This is a genomic window from Pantoea sp. A4, assembly GCF_000295955.2.
GTDB lineage: Bacteria > Pseudomonadota > Gammaproteobacteria > Enterobacterales > Enterobacteriaceae > Pantoea > Pantoea multigeneris.
In genome coordinates this window covers 460,148-482,855 of the sequence record NZ_ALXE01000019.1, presented here as the reverse complement: position 1 = coordinate 482,855, position 22,708 = coordinate 460,148, and the positions used below count along the sequence as shown (strand labels likewise).

At 54.7% G+C, this 22,708-nt stretch carries 16 protein-coding genes; 13 read left to right on the top strand and 3 right to left on the bottom strand.

The features are described 5' to 3' along the window. On the bottom strand, window positions 1–3,932 hold a 3,932-nt coding region (locus B880_RS25610), incomplete at its 3' end, for a DUF6531 domain-containing protein (RefSeq protein WP_017346627.1). Window positions 3,933–4,517: 585 nt separating this feature from the next. Between B880_RS25610 and B880_RS0106750 the strand changes: the two genes are divergently transcribed. Continuing rightward, window positions 4,518–5,864 carry a carbohydrate porin gene (locus tag B880_RS0106750; RefSeq protein WP_017346626.1) on the top strand — a complete coding sequence of 449 codons (1,347 nt, stop codon included), beginning with the start codon at window positions 4,518–4,520 and terminating at the stop codon, window positions 5,862–5,864. A gap of 43 nt (window positions 5,865–5,907) precedes the next feature. Here the strand turns inward: B880_RS0106750 and yegD are convergent, their stop codons facing one another. Both yegD and B880_RS0106740 read right to left on the bottom strand, forming a co-directional pair. Continuing rightward, window positions 5,908–7,260, bottom strand: coding sequence for a molecular chaperone (gene yegD / locus B880_RS0106745; RefSeq protein ID WP_017346625.1), 1,353 nt, complete (start codon window positions 7,258–7,260; stop codon window positions 5,908–5,910). Window positions 7,261–7,431: 171 nt separating this feature from the next. Continuing rightward, on the bottom strand, window positions 7,432–8,046 hold the full coding sequence (locus B880_RS0106740) for a phosphatase PAP2 family protein (protein WP_017346624.1): 615 nt from the start codon (window positions 8,044–8,046) through the stop codon (window positions 7,432–7,434). 287 nt (window positions 8,047–8,333) lie between these two features. On the opposite strand from B880_RS0106740, the gene udk reads away from it, so the two are divergent. The 12 genes from udk to B880_RS0106680 all read left to right on the top strand — a co-directional run bounded on the left by udk (window position 8,334) and on the right by B880_RS0106680 (window position 22,695). Continuing rightward, window positions 8,334–8,975, top strand: a complete 642-nt coding sequence (gene udk / locus B880_RS0106735; RefSeq protein ID WP_026042463.1) for a uridine kinase — start codon at window positions 8,334–8,336, stop codon at window positions 8,973–8,975. Between the two features lie 71 nt (window positions 8,976–9,046). Further along, the gene (gene dcd, locus B880_RS0106730; RefSeq protein ID WP_017346622.1) at window positions 9,047–9,628 is read left to right on the top strand and encodes a dCTP deaminase; all 582 of its coding nucleotides are present in this window, start codon (window positions 9,047–9,049) and stop codon (window positions 9,626–9,628) included. 21 nt (window positions 9,629–9,649) lie between these two features. Then, window positions 9,650–11,467: an outer membrane assembly protein AsmA gene (gene asmA, locus B880_RS0106725; RefSeq protein ID WP_036645457.1), complete on the top strand. Its 1,818-nt coding sequence runs from the start codon at window positions 9,650–9,652 to the stop codon at window positions 11,465–11,467. A 902-nt stretch (window positions 11,468–12,369) separates the two neighbouring features. Beyond that, complete coding sequence (gene wbaP, locus B880_RS0106720) at window positions 12,370–13,803, top strand: undecaprenyl-phosphate galactose phosphotransferase WbaP (RefSeq protein WP_017346620.1); 1,434 nt, start codon at window positions 12,370–12,372, stop codon at window positions 13,801–13,803. Window positions 13,804–13,920: 117 nt separating this feature from the next. Next, complete coding sequence (locus B880_RS0106715; protein WP_017346619.1) at window positions 13,921–15,066, top strand: polysaccharide export protein; 1,146 nt, start codon at window positions 13,921–13,923, stop codon at window positions 15,064–15,066. Window positions 15,067–15,119: 53 nt separating this feature from the next. Next, a complete protein-coding gene (locus tag B880_RS0106710) occupies window positions 15,120–15,554 on the top strand; it encodes an arsenate reductase/protein-tyrosine-phosphatase family protein (RefSeq protein ID WP_017346618.1) in 435 nt (144 codons plus the stop codon). Window positions 15,555–15,566: 12 nt separating this feature from the next. Continuing rightward, complete coding sequence (gene wzc, locus B880_RS0106705) at window positions 15,567–17,738, top strand: tyrosine-protein kinase Wzc (RefSeq protein ID WP_026042462.1); 2,172 nt, start codon at window positions 15,567–15,569, stop codon at window positions 17,736–17,738. 64 nt (window positions 17,739–17,802) lie between these two features. Next, window positions 17,803–18,939, top strand: coding sequence for an EpsG family protein (locus B880_RS0106700; protein ID WP_017346616.1), 1,137 nt, complete (start codon window positions 17,803–17,805; stop codon window positions 18,937–18,939). 12 nt (window positions 18,940–18,951) lie between these two features. Then, the gene (locus tag B880_RS0106695; protein WP_017346615.1) at window positions 18,952–19,683 is read left to right on the top strand and encodes an SGNH/GDSL hydrolase family protein; all 732 of its coding nucleotides are present in this window, start codon (window positions 18,952–18,954) and stop codon (window positions 19,681–19,683) included. Between the two features lie 33 nt (window positions 19,684–19,716). Continuing rightward, window positions 19,717–20,898 carry an acyltransferase family protein gene (locus tag B880_RS0106690; RefSeq protein WP_017346614.1) on the top strand — a complete coding sequence of 394 codons (1,182 nt, stop codon included), beginning with the start codon at window positions 19,717–19,719 and terminating at the stop codon, window positions 20,896–20,898. Between the two features lie 70 nt (window positions 20,899–20,968). Further along, window positions 20,969–21,886 (top strand): glycosyltransferase family 2 protein, encoded by a 918-nt coding sequence (locus tag B880_RS0106685; RefSeq protein ID WP_017346613.1) that lies wholly within the window; start codon window positions 20,969–20,971, stop codon window positions 21,884–21,886. A 56-nt stretch (window positions 21,887–21,942) separates the two neighbouring features. Then, window positions 21,943–22,695: a glycosyltransferase family 2 protein gene (locus tag B880_RS0106680; RefSeq protein WP_017346612.1), complete on the top strand. Its 753-nt coding sequence runs from the start codon at window positions 21,943–21,945 to the stop codon at window positions 22,693–22,695. The last annotated feature ends 13 nt before the right edge of the window (window positions 22,696–22,708 follow it).

Sequence of the window (22,708 nt, the reverse complement as noted above, 5' to 3'; positions counted from 1 at the left end):
ACCTGATTTTTCAGCATCGGCATGCTGTTGATAACCGGGTTGGTGACCTCGCCGAACGGGGCGTAGTCGCCGGACCAGCGCAGCTGGCCCTGCTCGTCGGTGCACTCCAGCGGGGCGCTGTTCAGGTCGCAGTGCAGATACTGTATCTGCACCGACGGGTAGCCGCCGGTGTGGCCCAGCGCGGCCAGCGGCGTCCACGGGCTGTCCGGGTCGTAGCACCAGGTGCGGCAGCGGTCGCCGTAGCCCGCGTGCGGGGCAAACTGCTCCTGCAGCAGACGCCAGCCCTGCCAGACAAAGCGGGTGGTCTCCGGGGCAGACTGCTCGCGCGTGACGGTTTTGCTGCTGCGCCGCCCCAGCGCGTCGTAGTGGTATTCGGCCTGATAGCGGCCCTGCGGGCCGGTGCCGCGGGCGCGTATCAGGCGGTTGTCGTCATCGTATTCGTAGTGCTGCTCCAGCCAGCCGCAGCGGCGGCTGATAAGGTTGCCCCACGGGTCATAGCGGTTAAACAGGCGCTGCCAGTGGCGCAGGCGGTTGCCGGTGACGTGGTGCAGCGGGGCGTCGTCCTTGCTGCTCAGCCTCACCGGGGTCTCGTCGAGCAGGTTATCCGCCCCGTCATAGCGAAGGTGGGTCTGGGGCCGCATATGCGGGTGCGGGATTACACTGGTCATGCGGCCCGCGGTGTCGTACTGGTAGCGGGTGCTGCCGCGCCAGGCGTCATCGTTGCCGCTGATTTCCCCGCGCAGGCTGTAGCGGAAGGTGCGCCAGTAGCGCGCGCTCTCCGGGGCCGGGTCGGTCTCTCCGGCGAGATCGCTGGCCTGCCAGCTTCGGCGGCCCATCACGTCCCAGGCGCGGCACTGGGTCAGCGCGCCCTGGGTGCGGCTCAGCTCGCGGTGCATCCGGTCGCGGGTAAACTCGCTCACCGTCTGCTGGTTAAACTTCACCGCGCTGACGTGGCCCGAGCCGTAGTGCAGCCAGCGCAGGCTGTCGCCCTGCGGCAGGGTCAGCTGCGTCAGGTTATCCAGCGCGTCCCAGGCGTACTGCACCTCGCCGTGCCCGCCGGTTTCGGCCAGCGGGTTGTCGTCGGCGTCGTAGCGCAGGCTCACCACGTCGGCGGTGATACCCGCCGCAAGGCCCAGCGCCGTCGGGGTGCGGGTCAGGCGCACCAGCCGGCCGCAGCTGTCGTAGTCGTGCTGCCACTGCGCCTGCGACGTCGAGCGCTCAAGCAGGCGACCGGCCGGGCTGTAGCGCATCTGCTGCTGGCGTGCCGGGCCGTCGGCGCGCGGCAGCGCGGCGGGGGCGCTGTTCTGGCTGCCGCCACCCTGATGGCTTTCTGGCCGCCGCTGCAGGCGCTCAAACACCGCATCGGACGGGTACGGCCCGCCGTCGGTGCCGGGGACCGCCGTGCCGTCGGCGTTCTCGCCGCCTACCGCGCTGCCCGGCGGGTTCTGCTCCAGCGCGCGGAACGCCTCCGCCAGCGTGCGCGGCGGCGTGACGTTCAGCATGATGCCGGTTTCCTTGCGCGAGGCGGGCCAGCCGTCCTCGTCCAGCCCCCAGTGCAGCGTCAGGCCGTCCGGGCGCTGCTCGGCCATCTTGCGGCCCAGCGGGTCATACGCAAAGCGGTGGCGCTCGCCGTTGCCGTTCTCCAGCCACTCCAGCCGGCCGCGCACGCCGTAGCCAAAGCGCTGGGTGATGCCGTTGCGCCCGGTTATCGCGCGCAGCTGGCCGTATTCACCGTACTCCCGCAGCGTGACGCTGCCGCCGGGGTCGGTGTGGCGGCTCAGCTGGCCGTCGGGCCGCCACGCAAACTGCTCGTCGCTGCCGTCCGGGTGCAGCAGCTGCGCCAGCCGTCCGGCGCTGTCGTAGCGGTACTGCCGGGTATTTCCCTCTGCGTCCGTGACCGCCGTCAGCTGGCCCAGCGCGTCATAGTCGTAGCGCGTGATGCTGCCGGAACAGTCGGTGTACTGCGTCAGCTGGCCCTGGCGGTTCCAGACCAGTTGCGCCTCGCCGCCGAGGGCATCGGTGATGCGCGCCGGCAGGCTCTCTTCCTCGTCGTCGTAGTGGTAGTCGGTGTGGTTACCGCGCGCGTCGGTGCGGCGGGTAAGGCGGCCCAGGGTATCCCAGTGCTGCAGGTGCTGGCTGCCGTCGGGGCGCTTCACCCCGAACAGCTGGCCGCTGTTGCGCGAGTACTGGTATTCGGTGGCGTGGCCGTCCGGGTCGGTCTCCTTCAGCAGGCGGCCGTAGCGGTCCCACTCGCTGTGCCAGGCCGCCCCGGAGGGCAGGCGGACAGACACCGGCTCGCCGCGCGCCCACGTCAGGGTGTAGCGGCGGCCGTCATAGTCCCACAGCTGCGCCACCTGCTCGTCGTCGTCCAGCACCCACCGGGCGTTCTGCCCGCCGTCGCGCTGGACGCTGCGGCGTCCGCCCGCAAAGTCATAGCCCAGCCTGGCCCACTCGCCGTCGCTGCCGCGGTAGCCGGTGACGCGCGGCAGGCCGTCGATGTCCTGCCAGGTGTAGTCGCTGCGCAGGCCGGAGGCGTCCTCGTGCCAGGCCATCAGGCCGTCGTCGTCCCAGCCGAAGCGGCGCACCGTCTCCCCGGCGCGGTTCTGCACGCGGATAAGCCGGTCCTGCGGGTCGTAGTCGTAGTGCACCAGGGGGAGGTCCGGCTCGCCGGGGCGCAGCAGCACCACGCGGCTCAGGCGGGTGGCCCCGCTGTCTCCGGTGTGGTAGTGGCAGCGGATAAACTGCCCCGCGCCGTCCACGGCTTCGCTCAGCAGGCCGCGGGCGTCGTAGTAAAACAGGGTGGCGTTCCCGGCGATGTCGCTGATGCGCGTCAGGCGGGCCACGCCGTGCTCCGGCAGCGGCGCGTAGTGGTAGCGGATTTCGCCGGTGTCGAAGATTTCGAGGCTGCCGTCGGCGTGCTGCATCAGCCAGCACTTCTCCGCCTCAGACCAGGTTTTGCAGCCCACCGGGGGCAGCGGAAAGGCCACGTACTCGCCGGTGGGGGTGTACCACGCCACGCCGTTCTCATAGCGCGCGATGTGGCTTTCACTCTCGAGGCTCCAGCCCCGGCCGAGCACGCCTTCGGTGGGGTTGGCGCTGTGCCAGCTGCGCTGCCAGGTCAGCGGCAGGCGCGCGGGCAGCACGAAGTCCAGCTCGTCGTCGCCGCTGAGAAACTTCTGGCCGGTAATGATATCCACCGGGCGCAGGATAATCCCGGCGGCGGCGTTGGCGGTCATCAGCACGCCGAGGCGGCAGAGCACCCGGCCAATCTTGCGCACGCCGCGCAGCTTGCTGAGCTTCTCCGCCAGCTTCATCACGGCACCGGGCGCGCGCAGGCCGCCGGAGAAGTTGAGCAGCCCGGCGAACAGCAGCGTCAGGTCCGACACCTGGCCGACCCACTCGGGCACCTCGGGCTTTATGGGCAGGGTGGTGACGGTACCGCCGCCGATAATCACGTTGGGCGAGCCGGAGAGGATGGTGGCCCCGCAGTTGGTTTTGTCGCCGCTGCGCGCCAGCGGGAAGCCGTTGACGAAGACGTTCGAGGCGCCCTGGGCCACCTGCATGCAGGGGCCGTCCTGGCTGCAGGCGGCACGGCTGAAGGTGGCGAGGGCGGCGGGCTTGCCGTTGATAAAGACGTTGTGGGAGCCGGTGAGCAGGGTGCCGCACTGGGAGAAGCTGCTCTCCCCGACCCCGGCGAGGGCATCGCGGGCGGCGGTCGCCAGCCAGCCGCTGAGGAAGCCCACGGCCACGCTGAGTCCGATGACCAGCAGTCCCACGCCGAGGCAGGAGGTGGCGAGGCCGGCGGCAAACAGGGCCCCGGCGGCATACGAACCGGCGGCGGCCAGCAGGCCGCCCACCACGGTGCCGGCTATCATGCCGGCGAGGGCGTAAGAATGTCCGATCGGGTCGCCAACGCGCGCCGCTTCTCCCATGTGAATCTCCTTATTCAGCCGCTAATCCGTGCTTCTGCGGGCGGCCCCGGAAGCAAAACGCGGCAAACCTTCACAAAATCCGGCCGGGCTGTCAACCAGGCCCGGGGTAAGATTCGGCCCGTAATGCGGTGGAGAGGAGGATCGCTGTAACCGGGTCATAGCGATTAATCCCGGAAAGGGAAAAAAGGCGACTGGATATGTCGCAAACCCGTGAAAAGGCGCCGGGGGAAGCAGAAAAATTTGTCCCTGAGGCAGCGCGCTTTTTTTGTAAAGAGTGATAAATTTATCCAGATATACAGTGCATTATCTGGTCATCCACCCACCGTTTACGACTTTAGGTCTGCTTCAGAACATAAAATGGCCTGTAGCAGAATATAAACCTGCACACCTCGTTTTACCCTTCTGGAAACTGCGTGACGTTTTGTGCTAAAAAATTGACAAAACTTTTCATTCGGAGAGCGTTCTCACAAATGTACGAAAAAACTGATAGTTAGCGTATTTAAGCGCACATTTTTATAAAAACGGATTGAACTCCAGCACTAAGCTCTGCGTGTCATTCCCGTTAACTTTATAAGAATAATCATCATGAACAAGAAAAGAGCAGTGCATAGCTTCCCGCTGAGTCGCATCGCGACCGGCACTCTGATGTTTGCCATGTTGAGTGGCTCTGCCGCCGCTGCAGATGCCTTCAGCTACGACTCTCCCTATATGTTTGGTGACTGGGGTGGTTCCCGAACGCAGTTAGCGGACAACGGCATCAAATTTGATGTCAACTACACGATGGAAAGCGCCGCTAACTTCAGCGGTGGTGCGCACAGCAGCACCACCATGCGCTACAGTGACCAGTTCGCCTTTGGTGCCAATTTTGACCTGCAAAAACTGCTGAACTGGCAGGATACAGAGTTCCAGATGACCATCACGAACCGTGATGGGCAGAACCTCTCGGATCAACTCGGCGATCGCCGTGCAGGAACCCTCTCTTCCGTGCAGGAAGTGTATGGTCGTGGGCAGACCTGGCGTTTAACCCAGTTCTGGCTGCGTAAAGGCCTGTTTGATGATGTGGTTGATGTGAAAGCCGGTCGCGTCACCGTGGGCGAAGATTTTGATAACCTCAACGACGGCAACCTGTTCCAGAACCTGGCATTCGGTGGTGGCCAGGCCGGTAACTGGCGTGGCGACCGTTGGTATAACTGGCCGATTTCCCAGTGGGGCGGTCGAATCAAGCTCAATCTGACGCCTGAAGTCTTCTTCCAGGTGGGCTTCTACAACCAGAATCCGGCTAACTACGATCGCGGTGATGGCTTCCGTCTGGATACTTCTAATACCGTTGGTAATCTGGTTCCGGTTGAACTGGGCTGGACACCGACCTTCGGGCCAGAGAATCTGCCGGGTAACTACCGTATCGGCTACTACTACTCCTCAACCAACGGCAGCGATTACGGTAGCTGGCGTAATGGGGCGTATCAGAATGAAGCTCACGCCTACGGTGGTTATGTGTTGTTACAACAACAGCTAACTGCGCAGGGCGGGGATGCGAAACGCGGCCTGGGGATCCGTGTGCAGGCGGTCATGAACGATCATAAAACATCGAAAACCGACAACTACCAGTCACTTGCTCTGACCTGGCGTGGGCCGTTTGATGCACGTCCAGATGATGAGATCGGTATTGGTGCAGCGCGTATTCACGTTAACAGCGCTTACACGACTGCGTTACGTCAACAGAATGCCTATAACGGTGAAACGGACTATAACAGCCCGACCTATTTGCCGATTCAGAGTGGTTCTGAGTACAACTATGAAGTGTATTACAACGCTGAGCTGACTAAATGGTTGGCGATCCGTCCTAACCTGCAGTACATCACGGCACCGGGTGCGGTAAGCCAGGTGAAAGATGCCTTTGTAGGTGGTATTTCGGCCAATATCGCATTTTGATTCAACAGCGGCCCTGCGGGGCCGCTGCTGTTTTAGCACTATATCAGGCGAAAATCGTCTCCGCCCAACGTGCCAGACCTGCCGTTACGGAGGCAAAATCATCTCCGCTGGCAATTGGCGTATCTGGCAGCGCTTGTTGTAACGCGGCTCGCAGGACTGGCGATCGGGCGCTTCCTCCCGTGAGGTAGATGACATCCGGGCGAACTGAACTGCTGCTCAGCGCCTGTTCAACCTGCTGCAAAATACGTTCTAACGGCTGGGCGATGGCCTCTTCCAGCATCACACCACTGACCGGTGTTTCCAGCGCATCCGCAACGAATTTCAACTCAGCGATGGTGTCACTCCGCTCTGACAGCGCAATTTTGCTCTCTTCTGCCGCACGCACCAGACGATAGCTCAGTTTCTGTTGCCATACTTTCAGCAGGCGGGAAACCATATCGCCCTGTTCGGCATCACGGATCAGATCACGCAGCAGCTTACCGCAGGCCGCAGAGTAGAAGTCACTTTGCGCCGGAACATCGTTGATTGCGACCGCATTCCACCAAGGCAAGGCAGGCAGGGCAGTGCCTTTTTGCGTCTTACCACCGAGGCCCAGCAGCGGCATCAGTGTTTTAAAGGCGAGCATAATATCCAGATCGTTCCCGCCGACGCGGCAGCCACTGTGGCCCAGCAGGCTATCGCGACGATCGGCTTTATTACACCACTCGGGCCCCATCAGCAGCAGCGAGCAGTCGGTGGTTCCCCCGCCAATGTCCACTACCAGCACGCGCGTTTCTTTACGCAATGTCGCTTCAAATTCCAGCCCGGCGGCAACCGGTTCAAACTGGAACTCCACGTCGCGGAAACCTGCACGTTGCGCAGCACGTAACAAAATCCCCTGTGCCTGCTGGTTAGCCTCTTCGCCACCTGGGCCCTGGAAGTTCACCGGGCGACCGATCACGGTCTGGATAATCGGTTGGTCGAGCTGCGTTTCTGCCTGCTGACGGATGTGTAACATCATGGCGCAGACCAGATCTTCAAACAGTGCAATCTGCTGCGGCTTCAGGCCGGTAGCCCCCAGGAACGATTTTGGTGATTTCACGAACCACACATCTTCCGGATCAACCATATAGTGTTGCAGTGCGCCGTTACCAAACAGGACGCTGTTAGCGTTAACGTCAATGTCTTCTTCGCGGTTGAAGCGCATAGCGCGTTGCAGCAGCGCTTTACCTTCTGCATCTGGCGTCTCAACTTTGTGATGACGCCACAGCCATTCACTGATGGCTTCGCGCGTTGGGGCGGCAATCATTGAGGGCAGTAAGCGCTGACCATTCTCCAGTGCCAGTAACTGCGGCGTGCCCGCCTGCATAACGGCAATAGCGCAGTTTGCGGTACCGTAATCGAATCCTGCCTTCATCATGACCCCTGTGTGCTAAAAAAAAGGGGGCGACTTTAACTCAGGGCGCGGCAACAGGCAAGCGCAGCAACAGGGGAGGGGCACAGGGGGGAAATGGGCGATGAGGAAGTGCCTCAGGCACCCGGTAGAAGCCGCAATTTGTCTACCGGGTAACCAGGAGGGGTGATTTTTCTACTGCTGGTGGAGATCGGCGCGCGTAAAGGGTTTCTCCAGTCCGGCAATTTTTGCCGAGAGCTGTGCCAGAAATTCCTGCGTTGTCGCGACTCTGCCATGGCTGATCAGTATCACCGGGACTAATACCGCAGCGGCGACCTGTGGCCAGCTAAAGCCTTTGAGCGAAGTACGACGCTGCGAAACCAAAAAGGCGGTGCTGAGCGTAAAGCCAAGCGTTAGCCCGGTCACCACTTCACTCAGCGAATGAGCATGAATGACCAGGCGAGAATAGCCCACCATGATCGGGATGAGGTAGCCGATGCCAATCGCCACCCGCCGCCAGGCGGGAGAAAAGCGGCCAGAAAGCAGCCAGAGCATCACTGGCCACAGCGTTGAAGACATGGCGCTGTGGCCACTGAAGCCTGTGAAATCGAAGCGTGCGCTGCCGATACCAAAGCCCATAAACAGGATTTTAGAGACACTGACGATCAGCCCTGCAAGACCAAAAGCGATCAGCCAATACCATACAGTGCGACGATTATCACTTTTCCACGGCAGAATAAGTGCAATGATTACCGCCGTGGGGATCAGCAACATGCTGTCACCAAAGTAGGTCAAAATTGTCCAGGCCATACCACTCCTTGTTGATGAGTTGAATCCCAACCGGAAGTGCTGGGGTGTCTTTAAGCGACCTGAAAACCGTGAGACTGACGCACGGTATGTTCGCTACGTTCTATATTATCGGTGAAACCTGCGGTAATAAAAGGATAAAATCTGAAAACACCGAACCTGCTTTTCTCTGGCGTCACCTCCCTGAAATCCCTATAATCACCGCCAAATTACCCTCTCATTTTTGTTCATCGGCGCAGCACGGGTGGCTGTATAACGTCGTGAACGCCAGTATCAGGCCTTTTAAAAGTATGACTGACAACTCTCATCAGTGCGTGATCGTAGGCATCGCAGGTGCCTCCGCCTCGGGCAAAAGTTTAATCGCCAGCACGCTCTATCGTGAAATTCGTGACCAGGTGGGTGATGAGCATATCGGGGTGATCCCGGAAGATGCTTACTATAAAGACCAAAGTCACCTCACTATGGAAGAGAGGGTGAAAACCAACTATGACCACCCTAGCGCGATGGATCACGACCTGCTGTTACAGCACCTGCAAGCGCTGAAGGCGGGCCAGGATATTGAGTTGCCGGTGTATAGCTATGTTGAGCATACCCGCACTGCCCAGACGCAGCATCTGAAGCCGAAGAAAGTGATTATTCTGGAAGGAATCCTGTTGCTGACCGACGCACGCCTGCGTGATGAGCTAAACTTCTCCATCTTTGTGGATACGCCGTTAGATATCTGCCTGATGCGCCGTATGAAGCGTGATGTCAATGAACGTGGTCGTTCTATGGATTCAGTGATGGCGCAATACCAGAAAACGGTGCGCCCGATGTTCCTGCAGTTCATCGAGCCTTCGAAACAGTATGCGGACATTATCGTGCCGCGCGGTGGTAAAAACCGTATCGCCATTGACATCCTCAAGGCAAAAATCAATCAGTTCTTTGAATAACGTCGTCCGCAAGGATGTGATGCGGGTCAGAATAGTGAGACCCGCTACACTTATGCCATGGAGTTAAGCCAATGAGATTATGTGACCGCGATATTGAAGCCTGGCTCGATAGCGGCAAACTGGCAATTGAGCCTCGTCCACCGGTTGAACGCATTAACGGTGCGACGGTTGACGTGCGTCTGGGTAATCAGTTCCGCACCTTTAGCGGCCACACGGCTGCGTTTATCGATCTGAGTGGCCCTAAGCAGGAAGTTGCTGCGGCGCTGGATCGCGTAATGAGTGATGAGATTGTCTTGCCAGAAGGTGAGGCCTTTTTCCTGCACCCAGGTGAGCTGGCACTGGCGGTGACGCTGGAGTCGGTCACTATCCCGGATGACCTGGTGGGTTGGCTGGATGGTCGTTCCTCACTGGCGCGTTTAGGGCTGATGGTGCATGTGACTGCACACCGTATCGATCCCGGCTGGCAGGGAAGAATTGTGCTGGAGTTCTTTAACTCCGGTAAATTGCCGTTGGCGCTGCGTCCAGGTATGTTGATTGGTGCACTGAGCTTTGAACCGCTCTCTGCGCCTGCCGCTCGCCCGTACAATCGCCGTGAAGATGCAAAATATCGCGGGCAGCAGGGTGCTGATGCCAGTCGTATTGATAAAGATTGATCCGCGAAGACTGAGGCTGTGATGAGAAGAGTGATAACCACGCTGGCCATCCTGTTTGTGGTGGTCGTGGCGGGAATGACGGCGCTGGTGCTGCTGGTCAATCCCAACGACTTTCGTACTTACATGGTGCAACAGGTTGCACAGCGCAGTGGTTATCAGCTTGAGCTGCACGGTGATTTGCGCTGGCACGTCTGGCCGAAGTTGAGCATTCTGGCCGGGCGCACCAGCCTGACGGCACCTGGTGCCACTGATCCGGTTGTTACAGCAGAAAACATGCGGCTGGATGTCAACCTCTGGCCGCTGTTATCCCATCAGCTTAGCGTCAGTAAAGTGATGCTGAAAAATGCGGTGGTTCGCGTTACCCCAGAGAGCGAAGCCGTGACGGCCAAAAATGCCCCCACCGGTCCGCGCAATAGCTCACCACGCACCAGTAGTGACAACGGCTGGTCGTTCAGAATTGCTCAGCTGCAGCTGTCGGACAGCCTGCTCATCTGGCAGCCTGCCGGTGGTGAAGCGATAAACTTCCGCGATTTCAACCTTAATCTGGAACAGAACAGCTCCCGCGTAGCGAGCATTTCTCTGGATACGCGCGTCTCACGCGATCAGCAAAACCTTAACCTTGATCTCCAGGGGCAACTGGATGCGGCACAGTATCCACGTAGCCTGAAAGGGCAGATCAGCAAGCTGGATTACCAACTCTCAGGTGCCGATCTTCCTGCGGAAGGCATTAAAGGTAATGTCAGTTTACAGGGCAGTTGGGATGGCCAGACCCAGCGTTTTGATCTCAACCAGTTGCAGGTGAGTGCCAATGACAGTGCTTTCAGCGGGAACGCTTCGGGCGACCTGCTGGTGCCACAACAGCTGGCACTTAATCTCCATGCCACCAGTCTGAATTTTGATCGCCTGCTGACCACCAGCGTAGCCGATGATACACAAACTAATGCGGAGCGGGCTTCACGCCGTGGCCCGGTAATAGCCGAGCCGCGTGAACGTCCAAATGCAGATTCTCCCCTGAATGCCATGAACCTCGACTTGCATCTACAGGCAGATAATGTGTTGTGGCGAGGGCTAGCGCTAACCGATTTCCGTGTTAAAGCCAACGATCGCCTGGGGCTGATGACCCTGGAGACGCTTGAAGGACACGTGGGGACCGGGCACTTTAGTGTACCTGGCTCAGTGGACATTCGTCAGCCCGTGACGCAAGTGGCATTACAGCCTGAACTACATGGCATCCCACTGCAACCGCTGTTGAAGGCGCTCGCGTTACCTGATGCGTTACGCGGCGATCTGGACTTCAAAGGGTCACTACAAGGTGAAACGCTGGATTTGCAGCAGGCGAAAAATAGCTGGCATGGCACGGCTGACGTGCAGGTCAACAAGCTGGAAATGGGGCAGATAGATCCGCAACAGATGCTGCAACGTGCAGTCGCCCGTATCAGCAATCGTGTGAGTAATGACGATAACGTATCCCATCCGATTGATCAGCTTAACGCCAGTGTGACGCTGAACGATGGCGTCATGAGATTGCAAAACGTTCAGGGGGGCAGTGACCGCCTGGCGCTAAAAGGTGCGGGTGCCATTGATCTCGCCAGACAATCTCTCGATGTCACACTGGGAATTCAGGTCAGTGGCTGGAAAGGCGATGATAGCCTGGTGAATGCGTTGTCGCAGCAGTCGGTGCCACTGCGCATGTATGGCAGCTGGCAAAACGTGCAGTATTCACTGCCCGTGGATCAGATTATGCGTCAGCAGCTCCAAAACGAAGCCAAATCACGCCTGAATCAGTGGTTAGACAGCCAGTCACCACCACAAGGTCAGCGCGGCAAGCCTCACCCATGATGTGATGATGTACAGAAACCCGGTCAGCCATCTGACCGGGTTTTTTTTCCTCTCCTGACCTGACGTACCCATCCCGGCTGCGGTTTCAGGTCCATCTATTCCTGTCTTTTTTTGGTCTGGCAAAACATAACTGCCTCCGGCCACACCCGATACCGTGCTGAAAAAGCACATCAATCTCGTGGCTTATCATCTAAGGATATTCTTATATTTAATGGTGTCTATTTATTCGGACTTTCTCTTACTGAATTGAAATAAAAACTTTTTATTTTTGTTATGCGCTTTGAATATTTTTACGATCCCAGTAGATTCCTAAATTAGGATTATTCCGCCTGTAAAGTAATGTATATGCAATTTTTTTAATTAATTGCAATCCCTGCCGTATGGCATAAATCCTAAAATCGCAGGGATAAATATCTGAATTGAGAACTGGCAATACTAATTACTGGTAGTCTTTTTCCTAAAGTAGCGCAGGCGCGCCAGCACCTACTTGTAAACAAGCCAGTAATAACTAGTATAGCAACGAGCCAGTAAAAGCCTGCTGCTATGCAGTAATAGAAATATCTCAGAGGGTTAATTTCTGAGGCCGCTTTTTTTCACGGTTAAGAAATCTTTTACAGGCAAAGCCAGACGGAAAACAAGGTGATTAACAGCGGTATTGGCAGCGACAGCCAAGGGCGGTAGCGTGTCTGAGGCTGAAATACGGGTACAGGAATAGCAGGCAAGTTACTGCGTAAAAATTTGGCTAATTAATTGGTACTAAATGGTTTTTCTTGGTTCATGAGCAACGAGGATTGGCGTAAAAACCGGGATCCCCTCTGTAGCGTTCAAGGCATGGCTTCGTTGCCAGATTTAACAGTGCCTGAGGCGTTTTGGGTTTAAGGAAATAAAATAAAGAGTTAAATATGCGCGATACTGAATTTACGTTCAAAAGTCTTACTACGAAATTGCTGTTGGCATGCTCTGATTTAATTTGCTTCAACGCCGCTTTTTTCCTCGCGATGGCAGTGATTAGCCTGATGGCAAATTCACCACTAGCAGATATTTCCGAAAAGGATATGCAGCTTAAAATTGCAACGCATCTCTTCCTTTCTGTGGTGTGTGTTGCTTGGTTCTGGGTGCGCTTGCGCCACTTTACTTATCGCAAACCGTTCTGGTTCGAGTTAAAAGAGATTTTTCGTACCATTCTCATTTTTTCCGTTATCGATTTATCAATAACGGCATTATCACAATGGCAGATGTCACGCTTTGTCTGGTTATTAACCTGGCTGTTTGCGTTGGTACTGATTCCATCGGCGCGTGCACTGTCAAAACGTGTGTTAAACCGTTTCGGGCTGTGGAAAAAACAAACCATCATTATTGGTAGCGATAAAAATGCCCTGGAAGCCTGGCAGGCGCTGCAAAGTGAAGAGGTGATGGGGTTTGATGTTATCGCCTTTGTCGATGTTGACGGAACGTGCGCAGAAACGACCTTAGCCGGTGTACCCGTCCTGCGGAGTGAAGAGCAGGTGTGGGCGTTAACCCAGGCGGAAACACAGTTTATTGTCGCGGTGGAGTTTGAACAAAGCCAGCACCGCGACAACTGGCTGAAGCTGTTGGCAAAGCATAACTGTCGTTCGGTATCGGTGATCCCGACCCTGCGCGGCGTGCCGCTGTATGGCACCGACATGGCTTATATCTTTAGCCATGAAGTGATGATTCTGCGCGTGAACAACAACCTGGCGCGCCGCACTTCGCGTTTCCTGAAGCGCAGCTTTGATGTTGTGGGTGCCCTGGCGATTATTTTGATGCTCTCACCTGCGCTGCTGATCCTGGCCTTTTTAGTGGCACGGGATGGTGGCTCGCCGATCTACGGACATGAGCGCGTCGGGATGCACGGTCGCAAGTTCAAATGTCTGAAATTCCGCTCCATGGTGATCAACTCGAAAGAGGTGCTGGAAGAGGTGCTGCGTACCAGCCCGGAAGCGCGCGCCGAGTGGGATAAAGATTTCAAGCTGAAAAACGACCCACGTATTACCCGTGTCGGCCACTTCATCCGCAAAACCAGCCTGGATGAATTACCTCAGTTATGGAACGTCTTTCGTGGCGAAATGAGCCTGGTAGGGCCGCGCCCGGTGATTGAGGATGAGTTAAGCCGCTATGCCGGAGATGTTGATTACTACCTGATGGCGAAACCTGGCATGACCGGATTATGGCAGGTGAGTGGGCGTAATGACGTGGACTATGAGACGCGTGTCTATTTTGACTCCTGGTATGTCAAGAACTGGTCACTGTGGAATGACATTGCAATTTTATTCAAAACAGTGGGCGTGGTGTTGAAGCGTGATGGTGCTTATTAACCAGAGGGAGCGAATGATAACGAAACAGAGTTTCAGCGTTTAATCTGGCGATTTTCCCCCTTTGTCAGACGCTTACACAGCGGCGTATGCGCCGCTATCAATCAACAAATGATAGCGATGAATCAGATGATTACAATCAAAACGAAACTGCTTCCTTTACTGATCTCAGCAACGATTCTCTCCGGATGTACGGTGGTGCCAGGCCAGCATCTGTCGACGATGGGAAAAGATGTTGTCGAACAGCAAGACAGTAACTACGACATTGATAAGTACGTTAACGTCTTTCCCATGACGCCAGGTCTGGTGGAAAGAATGCGTCCGCGTCCGACGGTCGCGCAGGCTAATCCGCTGTTGCAGGGCGAGATCCAGCGTTATGAATACCATGTGGGTATTGGCGATGTGCTGAACGTGACGGTGTGGGATCACCCTGAACTGACCACACCAGCCGGTCAGTACCGTAGCGCCAGTGACACCGGTAACTGGGTACAGGCAGACGGAACAATCTTCTACCCGTACATTGGTAAAGTGCGCGTTGCAGGTCGTACGGTAACGGAAATTCGTAGCGAGATGGCGCGTCGTCTGGCGCAATATATTGAAAGCCCACAGGTTGACGTTAACGTCGCCGCTTTCCGGTCGCAAAAAGCCTACGTGACCGGTTCTGTCACCACATCGGGTCAGCAGGCCATCACCAACGTGCCGCTCACCGTGCTGGACGCGATCAATGCGGCGGGTGGATTAGCTGCCGATGCCGACTGGCGTAATGTGGTGCTGACCCATAACGGTCAGGAGAATCGTCTTTCGTTGCAGGCGCTGATGCAGAATGGCGATCTGAGCCAGAACCATCTGCTCTATCCCGGCGATATCCTTTACGTTCCGCGCAATGACGATCTCAAAGTGTTTGTGATGGGCGAAGTGAAACAGCAAACCACGCTGAAAATGGATCGCAGCGGCATGACGCTGGCAGAAGCACTGGGGAATGCTCAGGGCATGGATCAATCCACTTCAGATGCAACCGGCGTGTTTGTCATTCGCCCACTGCACGGCACTGGCGGCAAGAAAATTGCCAATATCTACCAGCTCAATACGAAAGACGCTGCCGCAATGGTCATGGGCACGGAATTCCAGCTGCAACCGTATGACATCGTGTATGTCACCTCCACACCGCTTACCCGCTGGAATCGCGTGATTTCCGGTCTGTTACCGACCATTACCGGTATCGATCAGGCGGTTTACAGCACGCGTTTAATCCATCAGTGGGATTAATCGCCCGGGTCAGCCACGTCTGACCCCCATCCGTTGGAAGGCCTTAATAAGTCATGATTAAGTCAGTGTTAGTGGTATGTGTTGGCAATATCTGCCGCTCGCCAACCGGCGAGCGTTTGCTGAAGCAGGCGCTTCCCGCCATGCGGGTTGAGTCTGCCGGTCTGAGCGCTATGAAAGGCTATGCGGCGGACCAAACCGCCAGCGATGTGGCGGCGCAGCATGGGGTGTCGCTGGCTGAGCATCAGGCGCGTCAGCTCACCGCAGAGATGTGCCGTGAATTTGATCTGATCCTGGTGATGGAGAAGAGACATCTGGAGCAGGTAAACCGTATCGATCCTGCTGCGCGCGGTAAAACCATGCTGCTGGGACACTGGCTCAACCAACGAGAAATAGCGGATCCATACCGTAAAAGCCGCGAGGCATTTGAAGATGTGTATGGACTACTGGAAAACGCTTCCCAGAAATGGGTCAACGTATTAAGCCGATAGATGGGATTTTCCATGAATATAAGAGATAAGGTAATGACCGCGCCAAAAGAGGATTCCAGTGGATGGGATCTGGCGCACCTTGTTGGACAAGTTATCGATAACCGTTGGGTGATCGTGGCTATCACCGCCTTCTTCATGCTGGCGGGGACGCTTTACACGCTGTTTGCTACACCCATTTATAGTTCCGACGCGCTGGTACAGGTTGAGCAGAAAGACGCCAACTCAGTACTGAACAACCTACAGGATATTCTGCCTTCCACACCTGAATCAGACACTGAAATTCAGATCATCGAATCGCGTATGGTGATCGGTAAAACCGTGGACGATCTGGGGCTGGATGCACTGGTGCAGCAGGATTACTTCCCGGTGTTTGGTAAAGGCCTGTCCCGTTTAATGGGCAACAAGCCTGCGCAGATTGCCGTGAGTCGACTGGAAATTCCACTGAGCGTCGATAAGCGCACCGTTTCTGTTGAAGTCACCGGTCCGCAAAGCTACACCGTGAGCAAGTCTGGCGACGTGTTGTTCAAAGGGCAGGTAGGGCGCTTCGAACAGCATGATGGTATCTCGATGCTGGTGAGTGATATCCAGGCGGATAGCGGGACCAGCTTCAGCGTGACCAAACTGACCGACTTGCAGGCCGTCAACATGATCGTTAATAACCTGACGGTCGCCGATAAAGGCAAAGATACTGGCGTCTTGGGTCTGGAATACATCGGTGAAGATCCGGTGCAAATCAGCAAGATTCTGAACCAGATCATCAATAACTATCTGATGCAGAATATTGACCGTAAGTCAGAGCAGGCTGAGAAAAGCCTGGAGTTCTTACGCACTCAGCTGCCGCAGGTGCGCAGTAATCTTGATACAGCTGAAGATAAGCTCAATGCCTATCGTCGCCAGAATGAATCGGTGGATATGTCGCTGGAAGCGAAGTCGGCGCTGGACTCCTCGGTGAGTATTCAGAGCCAGCTGAATGAGCTGACCTTCCGTGAAGCGGAAGTCTCACAGCTGTATACCAAAGATCACCCGACTTATCGTGCATTGCTGGAAAAACGTAAAACCCTGCAGGACGAACAGACGCAGCTGAACAAAAAAATCGCCGGTATGCCGCAAACGCAGCAGGAGATTTTACGTTTAACGCGGGATGTGCAGTCTGGTCAGGAGATCTACATGCAGTTGCTGAATCGTCAGCAAGAGCTGGGGATCAGCAAAGCCAGTACCGTGGGTGATGTTCGCATCATTGATACGGCGGAAACCGGTAATACGCCGATGGCACCGAAAAAGATGCTGATCATTGCGGCCAGCATTGTATTGGGTCTGATTGTCTCCTTTGGTGTGGTGTTGCTGAAAGCCATGTTGCATCGCGGCATTGAAAACCCGGAGCAGCTCGAAGAGCTGGGCATGAACGTCTATGCCAGCGTACCGTTGTCAGAGTGGCAGCGTAAGCGGGATGGCGAGCTGCTGACGCGTAAAGGCACCCGAACTAAAGGTGACGCTCACAACACGCTGCTGGCGTTGGGTAACCCCACCGACCTGTCCATTGAGGCGATTCGCAGCCTGCGTACCAGCCTGCACTTTGCCATGATGGAAGCGAAGAACAATATCCTGATGATCACCGGGGCCAGTCCGGGTATCGGTAAAACCTTTATCTGTTCGAACCTCGCCACACTGGTGGCAAAAGCGGGGCAGCGCGTGCTGCTGATTGACGGCGATATGCGTCGCGGTTATACCCACGACCTGCTGGGGGCGGAGAATAAAATCGGTCTTTCCAGCGTGCTGTCGGGCGAGAGCGAATTCACGCCTTCAATTATTCAGCAAGGTGCATGGAGCTTCGATTTCCTGTCGCGTGGCCAGGTGCCGCCTAATCCGTCAGAACTGTTGATGCACCGCCGCATGGGTGAACTGTTGACCTGGGCGAGCAAAAACTATGACCTGGTGTTGATTGATACCCCACCAATTCTTGCCGTAACCGATGCCTCTATTATCGGAAAAATGGCAGGAACCTCGTTAATGGTGGCACGATTTGGTGCAAATACCGCCAAAGAGCTGGAAGTCAGCTATCGTCGCTTCGAGCAGAACGGTATCGACATCAAGGGTGTGATCCTCAACGCCGTGGTACGCAAAGCCAGCAACAGCTATGGCTACGGGTACGACTACTACAACTACGAATACAAACAGAAAGCGTAACGCGGCCTGTTGATTGTTGCAGGGGCAGCGACTGCTGCCCCTTTCTCCGTGAAGGAATGACACCATGGCACCATATTGGGTGATATCAGGACTTTTGCTGCTGATTTCGCTGAGCGAGATCATCATCAAAAAAGATGAGAAATCCTCAGGTTTGCTGCTGTACCTACTGTGTATTGCGACGACGATTCTGGTGGTGTTTGCTGGAATTCGCGGCATGGGTACCGGTATGGATGACGGTCAGTATCGCACCTTCTACGCAGACTTCATTCAGCGTATCCAGATCAACGGCTTTTCCGCCACCGTCGCCTATTTCCGCTATGAGCCACTGATTTTTGCCCTCGCCTGGGTGACCAGCCTGGTTTCAGATAACTCAGATACTTTCCTGTTCCTGTTTGCCTTGCTGTCAGTGGGCACCAATGCGGTCTTTTTCCGCAAAATGTCGCCATATCCGATCATGGCGCTGGCGCTCTATTCGGCGCATATCTTCATTAACAAAGATATGAATCAGGTGCGTTTTGGTCTGAGTTCTGCGCTGTTTCTTGGCGTCCTCTGGTGTTTGTATACCAAACACTATTGGGGGGCGTTCGGGTTTTTCCTGCTGTCGTTCTTCAGCCACAATACCGGGATTATGGTCATCACCATTATTCCCTTCCTGTTTATACGCCAGTGGCGCTATTGGCCGGTGCTAATCATCGTGCTGAGCATTCCAATGTCGAAATTCGGCGGGAATAGCTTTGTTAATCTGATTGGTGCCCATATGGGGTCAATGGGGGAGAGGGCAGAGGGCTACAGTAGTGATAGTTCAAGCGCGGCAGATGGCAGCGTGTTTTCCGTATCCAACCTGAAAAACGTGATGCTGGTCTTTATGTTTGTCTACTTTATGTTGACCGATGCGCTAAAAAAACAGAATCCGGAACTCTGGCGCTATAACTATTTGCTTATTATTACCTTCGCACTGGGCGGTGCCATCAGGATCTTCTTTTATAACTACGCTTCCGGGGCAAGACTCTCCAACTATTTGTTGCAGGTTGAACCCATTGTTCTGACCTCGCTGGTTTATCAGTCGCGGCAGCTGTTCAAGCCGGTGATGTTAGCGATGTTCAGTTTCTTTCTTGTTTATTACCTCTATTACAACACGATCTCGCAGAAACAAGCCGTTGTCGGCTATGAGGTCGCGCAGGAGTTTAAAATTTTCCAGTAACAGAGAGGTAATATGGCAAGTAAGCTTGTCGTCGCACTGGCTGTAATGCTGCCCGCAGGGGTGCTGGCAGCACCCGTAGCCAATACGTTACAAATTGATGCCTACGGTGACTCCACCACCGCTGGCGTGATTAAGCAGCAGGGAAGAAGTCGCATCACCAAAGCCAGTGAAATCGGTTTTCTGACCCAGATGCTGCAACAGCATTACGGATCACAGCTGAATATTGTGGTGAAAAACCACGGCGTGCCGGGCGCACAGGCGGCGGAGCTGCTGTATAAACACGGCGGCAATGATGACAGTGACTGGGTCAAATTAATGCAGCAGTCTCCGGCAAAAATCGTGCTGCTTAATTTTGCCATCAATGATGCGCGCCACGTTTTCTTCAAAGATAAACGGGTGCATCTCGAAACCCCGGAAGAGTATGGCCGCATCATGACCCGGCTGGTACAAGTGGCGAAAGCCAGTCACAAACAGGTGATTCTGCAGGAACCGAACCCCATTTGTGGCAAGGTGGCGCGCTGGAATGTCTGGCCCTATGTCTGGCAACTGAATCAGGTTGCGCAGCAGCAGCAGGTGGCTATTGTTCATCAGTTCAGCATTATAAAAGCAAATCCAGCGTGGCAGGCACAGATGTCAGAAGATTGCATCCACCCACTGGAGCCGCTTTATCAGCAAAAAGCGGTAAGAACATTTCGTCTGATTGCACCGATGGTGAATCACTACCTCGGACAACAACACTCATAAAGTCGTTATGTTTATTTCACCGGGGATTCTGATATGTATATCCTGATTATGGCGGTCTCTTTCTGCCTCGCGCTGCTGATTCTGCACACGTTCTCTTATCATCGCGGTATTTATAATGATAAAGGCGTAAAAAGTATTTCTGGTTTACGCGCCTTTCTTGCCAGTATTGTCGCCTTTTCACATTTTGTGCATTACCTCTATGGGCTGGATCACCCTTGGGTGTATGACAAGAACTACTTCTCCTGGTTTTCTGAGGGAAATTTCTTTGTGAATGCCGGTAAGTTTGGCGTGCTGCTGTTCTTTATGATCTCCGCCTTTCTGTTTTATCGCTGGCTGGATAACGCTGCGATGACACCGGCAGAATTGAGCCAAAAGCTGTTCCGTTCGCGCCTGCGCAGGATTGTGCCGATGTTCTGGTTTTCGGGCTTGCTGATCATCGGCATCGGACTGATTCAGGGGGCGTTAGTTCCCTCTGCACAGGCGCTTGAAGATGCGGTACTTTGGCTGTTTTTCGTCGGCAGCTACCATATTGGCGATCTCAATACTTCGGTCGTGAACTCTGGCGTTGAGTGGACTCTACGGCTGGAGTGGTTGCTGTACCTCTCGATCCCGGTGATCTACTGGTTAAACCGCATGACCGGGGGCCGTTACAAAACCCTGCTGATTCTGCTCTCCGTGGGGATTATTTTCGTGATTGGGGTTGCGCTGCGCGAGTTTGGTAAAACCTATACCGATCCCAGACCGGTACTCGGTTTCGCGATGGGATATTTTGCCTACAAGTACCGCGATAGCCTGGCGATGTTACGTCATTCGCGCCGTGCCGCCATGCTTTGCCTTGCGCTGGCGTTTTTTGCGCTGTTCTTTACCAGCAATGCCTATTTCTACGTCATTTTTCTCGCCTGTCTGACGGTGATTTTCTTTACCGTTAGCAGCGGAAATGCGTTGTTAGGGATACTGGAAAATAAAACGTTGATGGCCATCGGTGAGGTGAGTTATAGCCTTTATCTGATTCATGGTCTGGTGCTGTACGGGATTGAACAAATTCCCGCCAGGTTATATCCCCATAACTTCTGGATGTTCACCCTGTTGTCCACGCTGTTTTTCGTTGCCGCTTTTTATGTCGCAAAATTGACCTATTTATGGGTTGAAAAACCGTTTATTGGTAGCAGCGGTGGAAAAGCAAAAAGCAGCATGAAAACCACGGCATCAAATTAAGAATTTGACCGATTACCTTAATGTCTTATTCGTATTACTGTAAACACCTGACTTTTTAGAGGTATCGGCAATGAAGGATATTCGCTTCTCTATCGTTATTCCTGCATACAATGCAGCACAATCTATCGTTGCAACGTTAGATTGTGTTAAAGCACAGAGCTATCGTAATTTTGAAGTGATCATCATTGATGACAAATCAAACGATGCGGCTGAGTTAGCGCAGGTAGTCGGCAGCGAACGCTATCAGGAGCTGGATATTAACCTGGTGCTCTCGGAGGTCAAACTTAACGGTGCAGGTGCGCGTAACAGGGGCATTGAACTGGCTCGTGGCGACTATATCAGCTTCCTGGATGCGGATGATGAATGGCACCAGGATAAGCTGGCCGAAGTGAAGAAAAAAATCGACCAGCTGGAAGCGCAGGGTAAAAGTCAGTTTATTATTTTCAGCCAGGTCAATATTTATCAGGATGGGGCTTTTCTGAAAGTCATGCCGATGCAGCCACCGGGTAAGCAGGAAACGGTAGCGGAATACCTGTTTGGCTGTTACGGGTTTATTCAGACCAGTACCATTGCATTACGCCGGGAAGACGCTGCCAAAATTCTGTTTGATGCGCGTTATATTCGCCATCAGGATTATGACTTCTGTATTCGCGCCGATCGCATGGGCTACCAGTTTGAGATGATCGAACAGCCGCTGGCGAATTATCATCTGGTCACCAAATTTGGCTCTAAGCACAAAGGTGAATCGGTAAAATATTCGATGTTCTGGCTGGATACCATGAAGCCACATCTGACCTCGCGCGATATACACACGTATAAAGCTTTTAAATTACCGTTGCGTTACAAAATGGACGGCAAAGCGTTGTTAGCCAGTGTCAGCTTTGCCCGTTATTTCTTCCTCACTAACAAAGACAATCAGGCTTATTTTATGAACCGCCTGAAAGATAAAGTGAGAAGCCGGTTCAGCAACGGAAAAACACTTTCCTGAATAGACCTTTAAACGATATGTGATCGGCGCTTGCCGTTCTCAGCACGGATACCATTATGACAACCACAGATGAAACGGTAGGCATCGTCATGCCTATGTATAACGCGCGCGCCACTATCGCGCGGGCTGTCCAGTCAGTGTTGGATCAGCGCTGGCCGCACTGGCACCTCTATATCGTTAATGATAAATCCACCGACGACAGCCTGAATTTTGTGCGGGAAAAATTTAAAGACGCCCGAATAACGGTGCTGGAAAACGCGCAAAACATGGGCGCAGCGGAAACGCGCAATGTCGGCCTGCGGGCGGCATCGGAACCGTTGATTGCTTTTCTCGACAGTGATGATGAATGGCAGCCGGAGAAGCTGACCGAACAGGTTAACGCGGTCCGCAGCGGTGAAAACTTTGTGATTAGCCACTATCACTACAAAACACACAGTGCCGAACACGACATCACCTGGAGTGCGGCACAGTTGACGAAAGAGAGTTTCGTCAAAAAGCAGTTCCGCGTGTGCTTCTCTTCGGTGCTGTTCCGCCGTCCGGAGCAGGGCATTCTGTTCCAGCGTAAAGGCCATGAGGACTTCCTGTTCCTGTATGAACTGTTTACGCGTTACCACCATGCGCGGGTGATCAACAAAACGTTAGTCAACTATTACGAACTCAGCAACTCACTGTCGCGCAATAAAAACAAAGCGGCAAAATGGCATCTCGATCTATTAAAAATAATCTATAAAAACAATCCATTAAAAGTTTATTACTACTATGGCTGGTACATGTTCAATGGCGTGCTGTTTTCGCTTAAACATCGTTGATGTGCCCGAACAC

Coding starts and splice junctions, on each gene's coding strand:
- B880_RS0106740 (WP_017346624.1), bottom strand. CDS start 8,046: ATGGCCTGGACAATTTTGACCTACTTTGGTGACAGCATGTTGCTGATC.
- B880_RS0106680 (WP_017346612.1), top strand. CDS start 21,943: ATGACAACCACAGATGAAACGGTAGGCATCGTCATGCCTATGTATAAC.
- udk (WP_026042463.1), top strand. CDS start 8,334: ATGACTGACAACTCTCATCAGTGCGTGATCGTAGGCATCGCAGGTGCC.
- B880_RS0106700 (WP_017346616.1), top strand. CDS start 17,803: ATGGCACCATATTGGGTGATATCAGGACTTTTGCTGCTGATTTCGCTG.
- B880_RS0106715 (WP_017346619.1), top strand. CDS start 13,921: ATGAATCAGATGATTACAATCAAAACGAAACTGCTTCCTTTACTGATC.
- yegD (WP_017346625.1), bottom strand. CDS start 7,260: ATGAAGGCAGGATTCGATTACGGTACCGCAAACTGCGCTATTGCCGTT.
- asmA (WP_036645457.1), top strand. CDS start 9,650: ATGAGAAGAGTGATAACCACGCTGGCCATCCTGTTTGTGGTGGTCGTG.
- B880_RS0106690 (WP_017346614.1), top strand. CDS start 19,717: ATGTATATCCTGATTATGGCGGTCTCTTTCTGCCTCGCGCTGCTGATT.
- wbaP (WP_017346620.1), top strand. CDS start 12,370: ATGCGCGATACTGAATTTACGTTCAAAAGTCTTACTACGAAATTGCTG.
- B880_RS0106685 (WP_017346613.1), top strand. CDS start 20,969: ATGAAGGATATTCGCTTCTCTATCGTTATTCCTGCATACAATGCAGCA.
- B880_RS0106710 (WP_017346618.1), top strand. CDS start 15,120: ATGATTAAGTCAGTGTTAGTGGTATGTGTTGGCAATATCTGCCGCTCG.
- B880_RS0106695 (WP_017346615.1), top strand. CDS start 18,952: ATGGCAAGTAAGCTTGTCGTCGCACTGGCTGTAATGCTGCCCGCAGGG.
- dcd (WP_017346622.1), top strand. CDS start 9,047: ATGAGATTATGTGACCGCGATATTGAAGCCTGGCTCGATAGCGGCAAA.
- B880_RS0106750 (WP_017346626.1), top strand. CDS start 4,518: ATGAACAAGAAAAGAGCAGTGCATAGCTTCCCGCTGAGTCGCATCGCG.
- wzc (WP_026042462.1), top strand. CDS start 15,567: ATGAATATAAGAGATAAGGTAATGACCGCGCCAAAAGAGGATTCCAGT.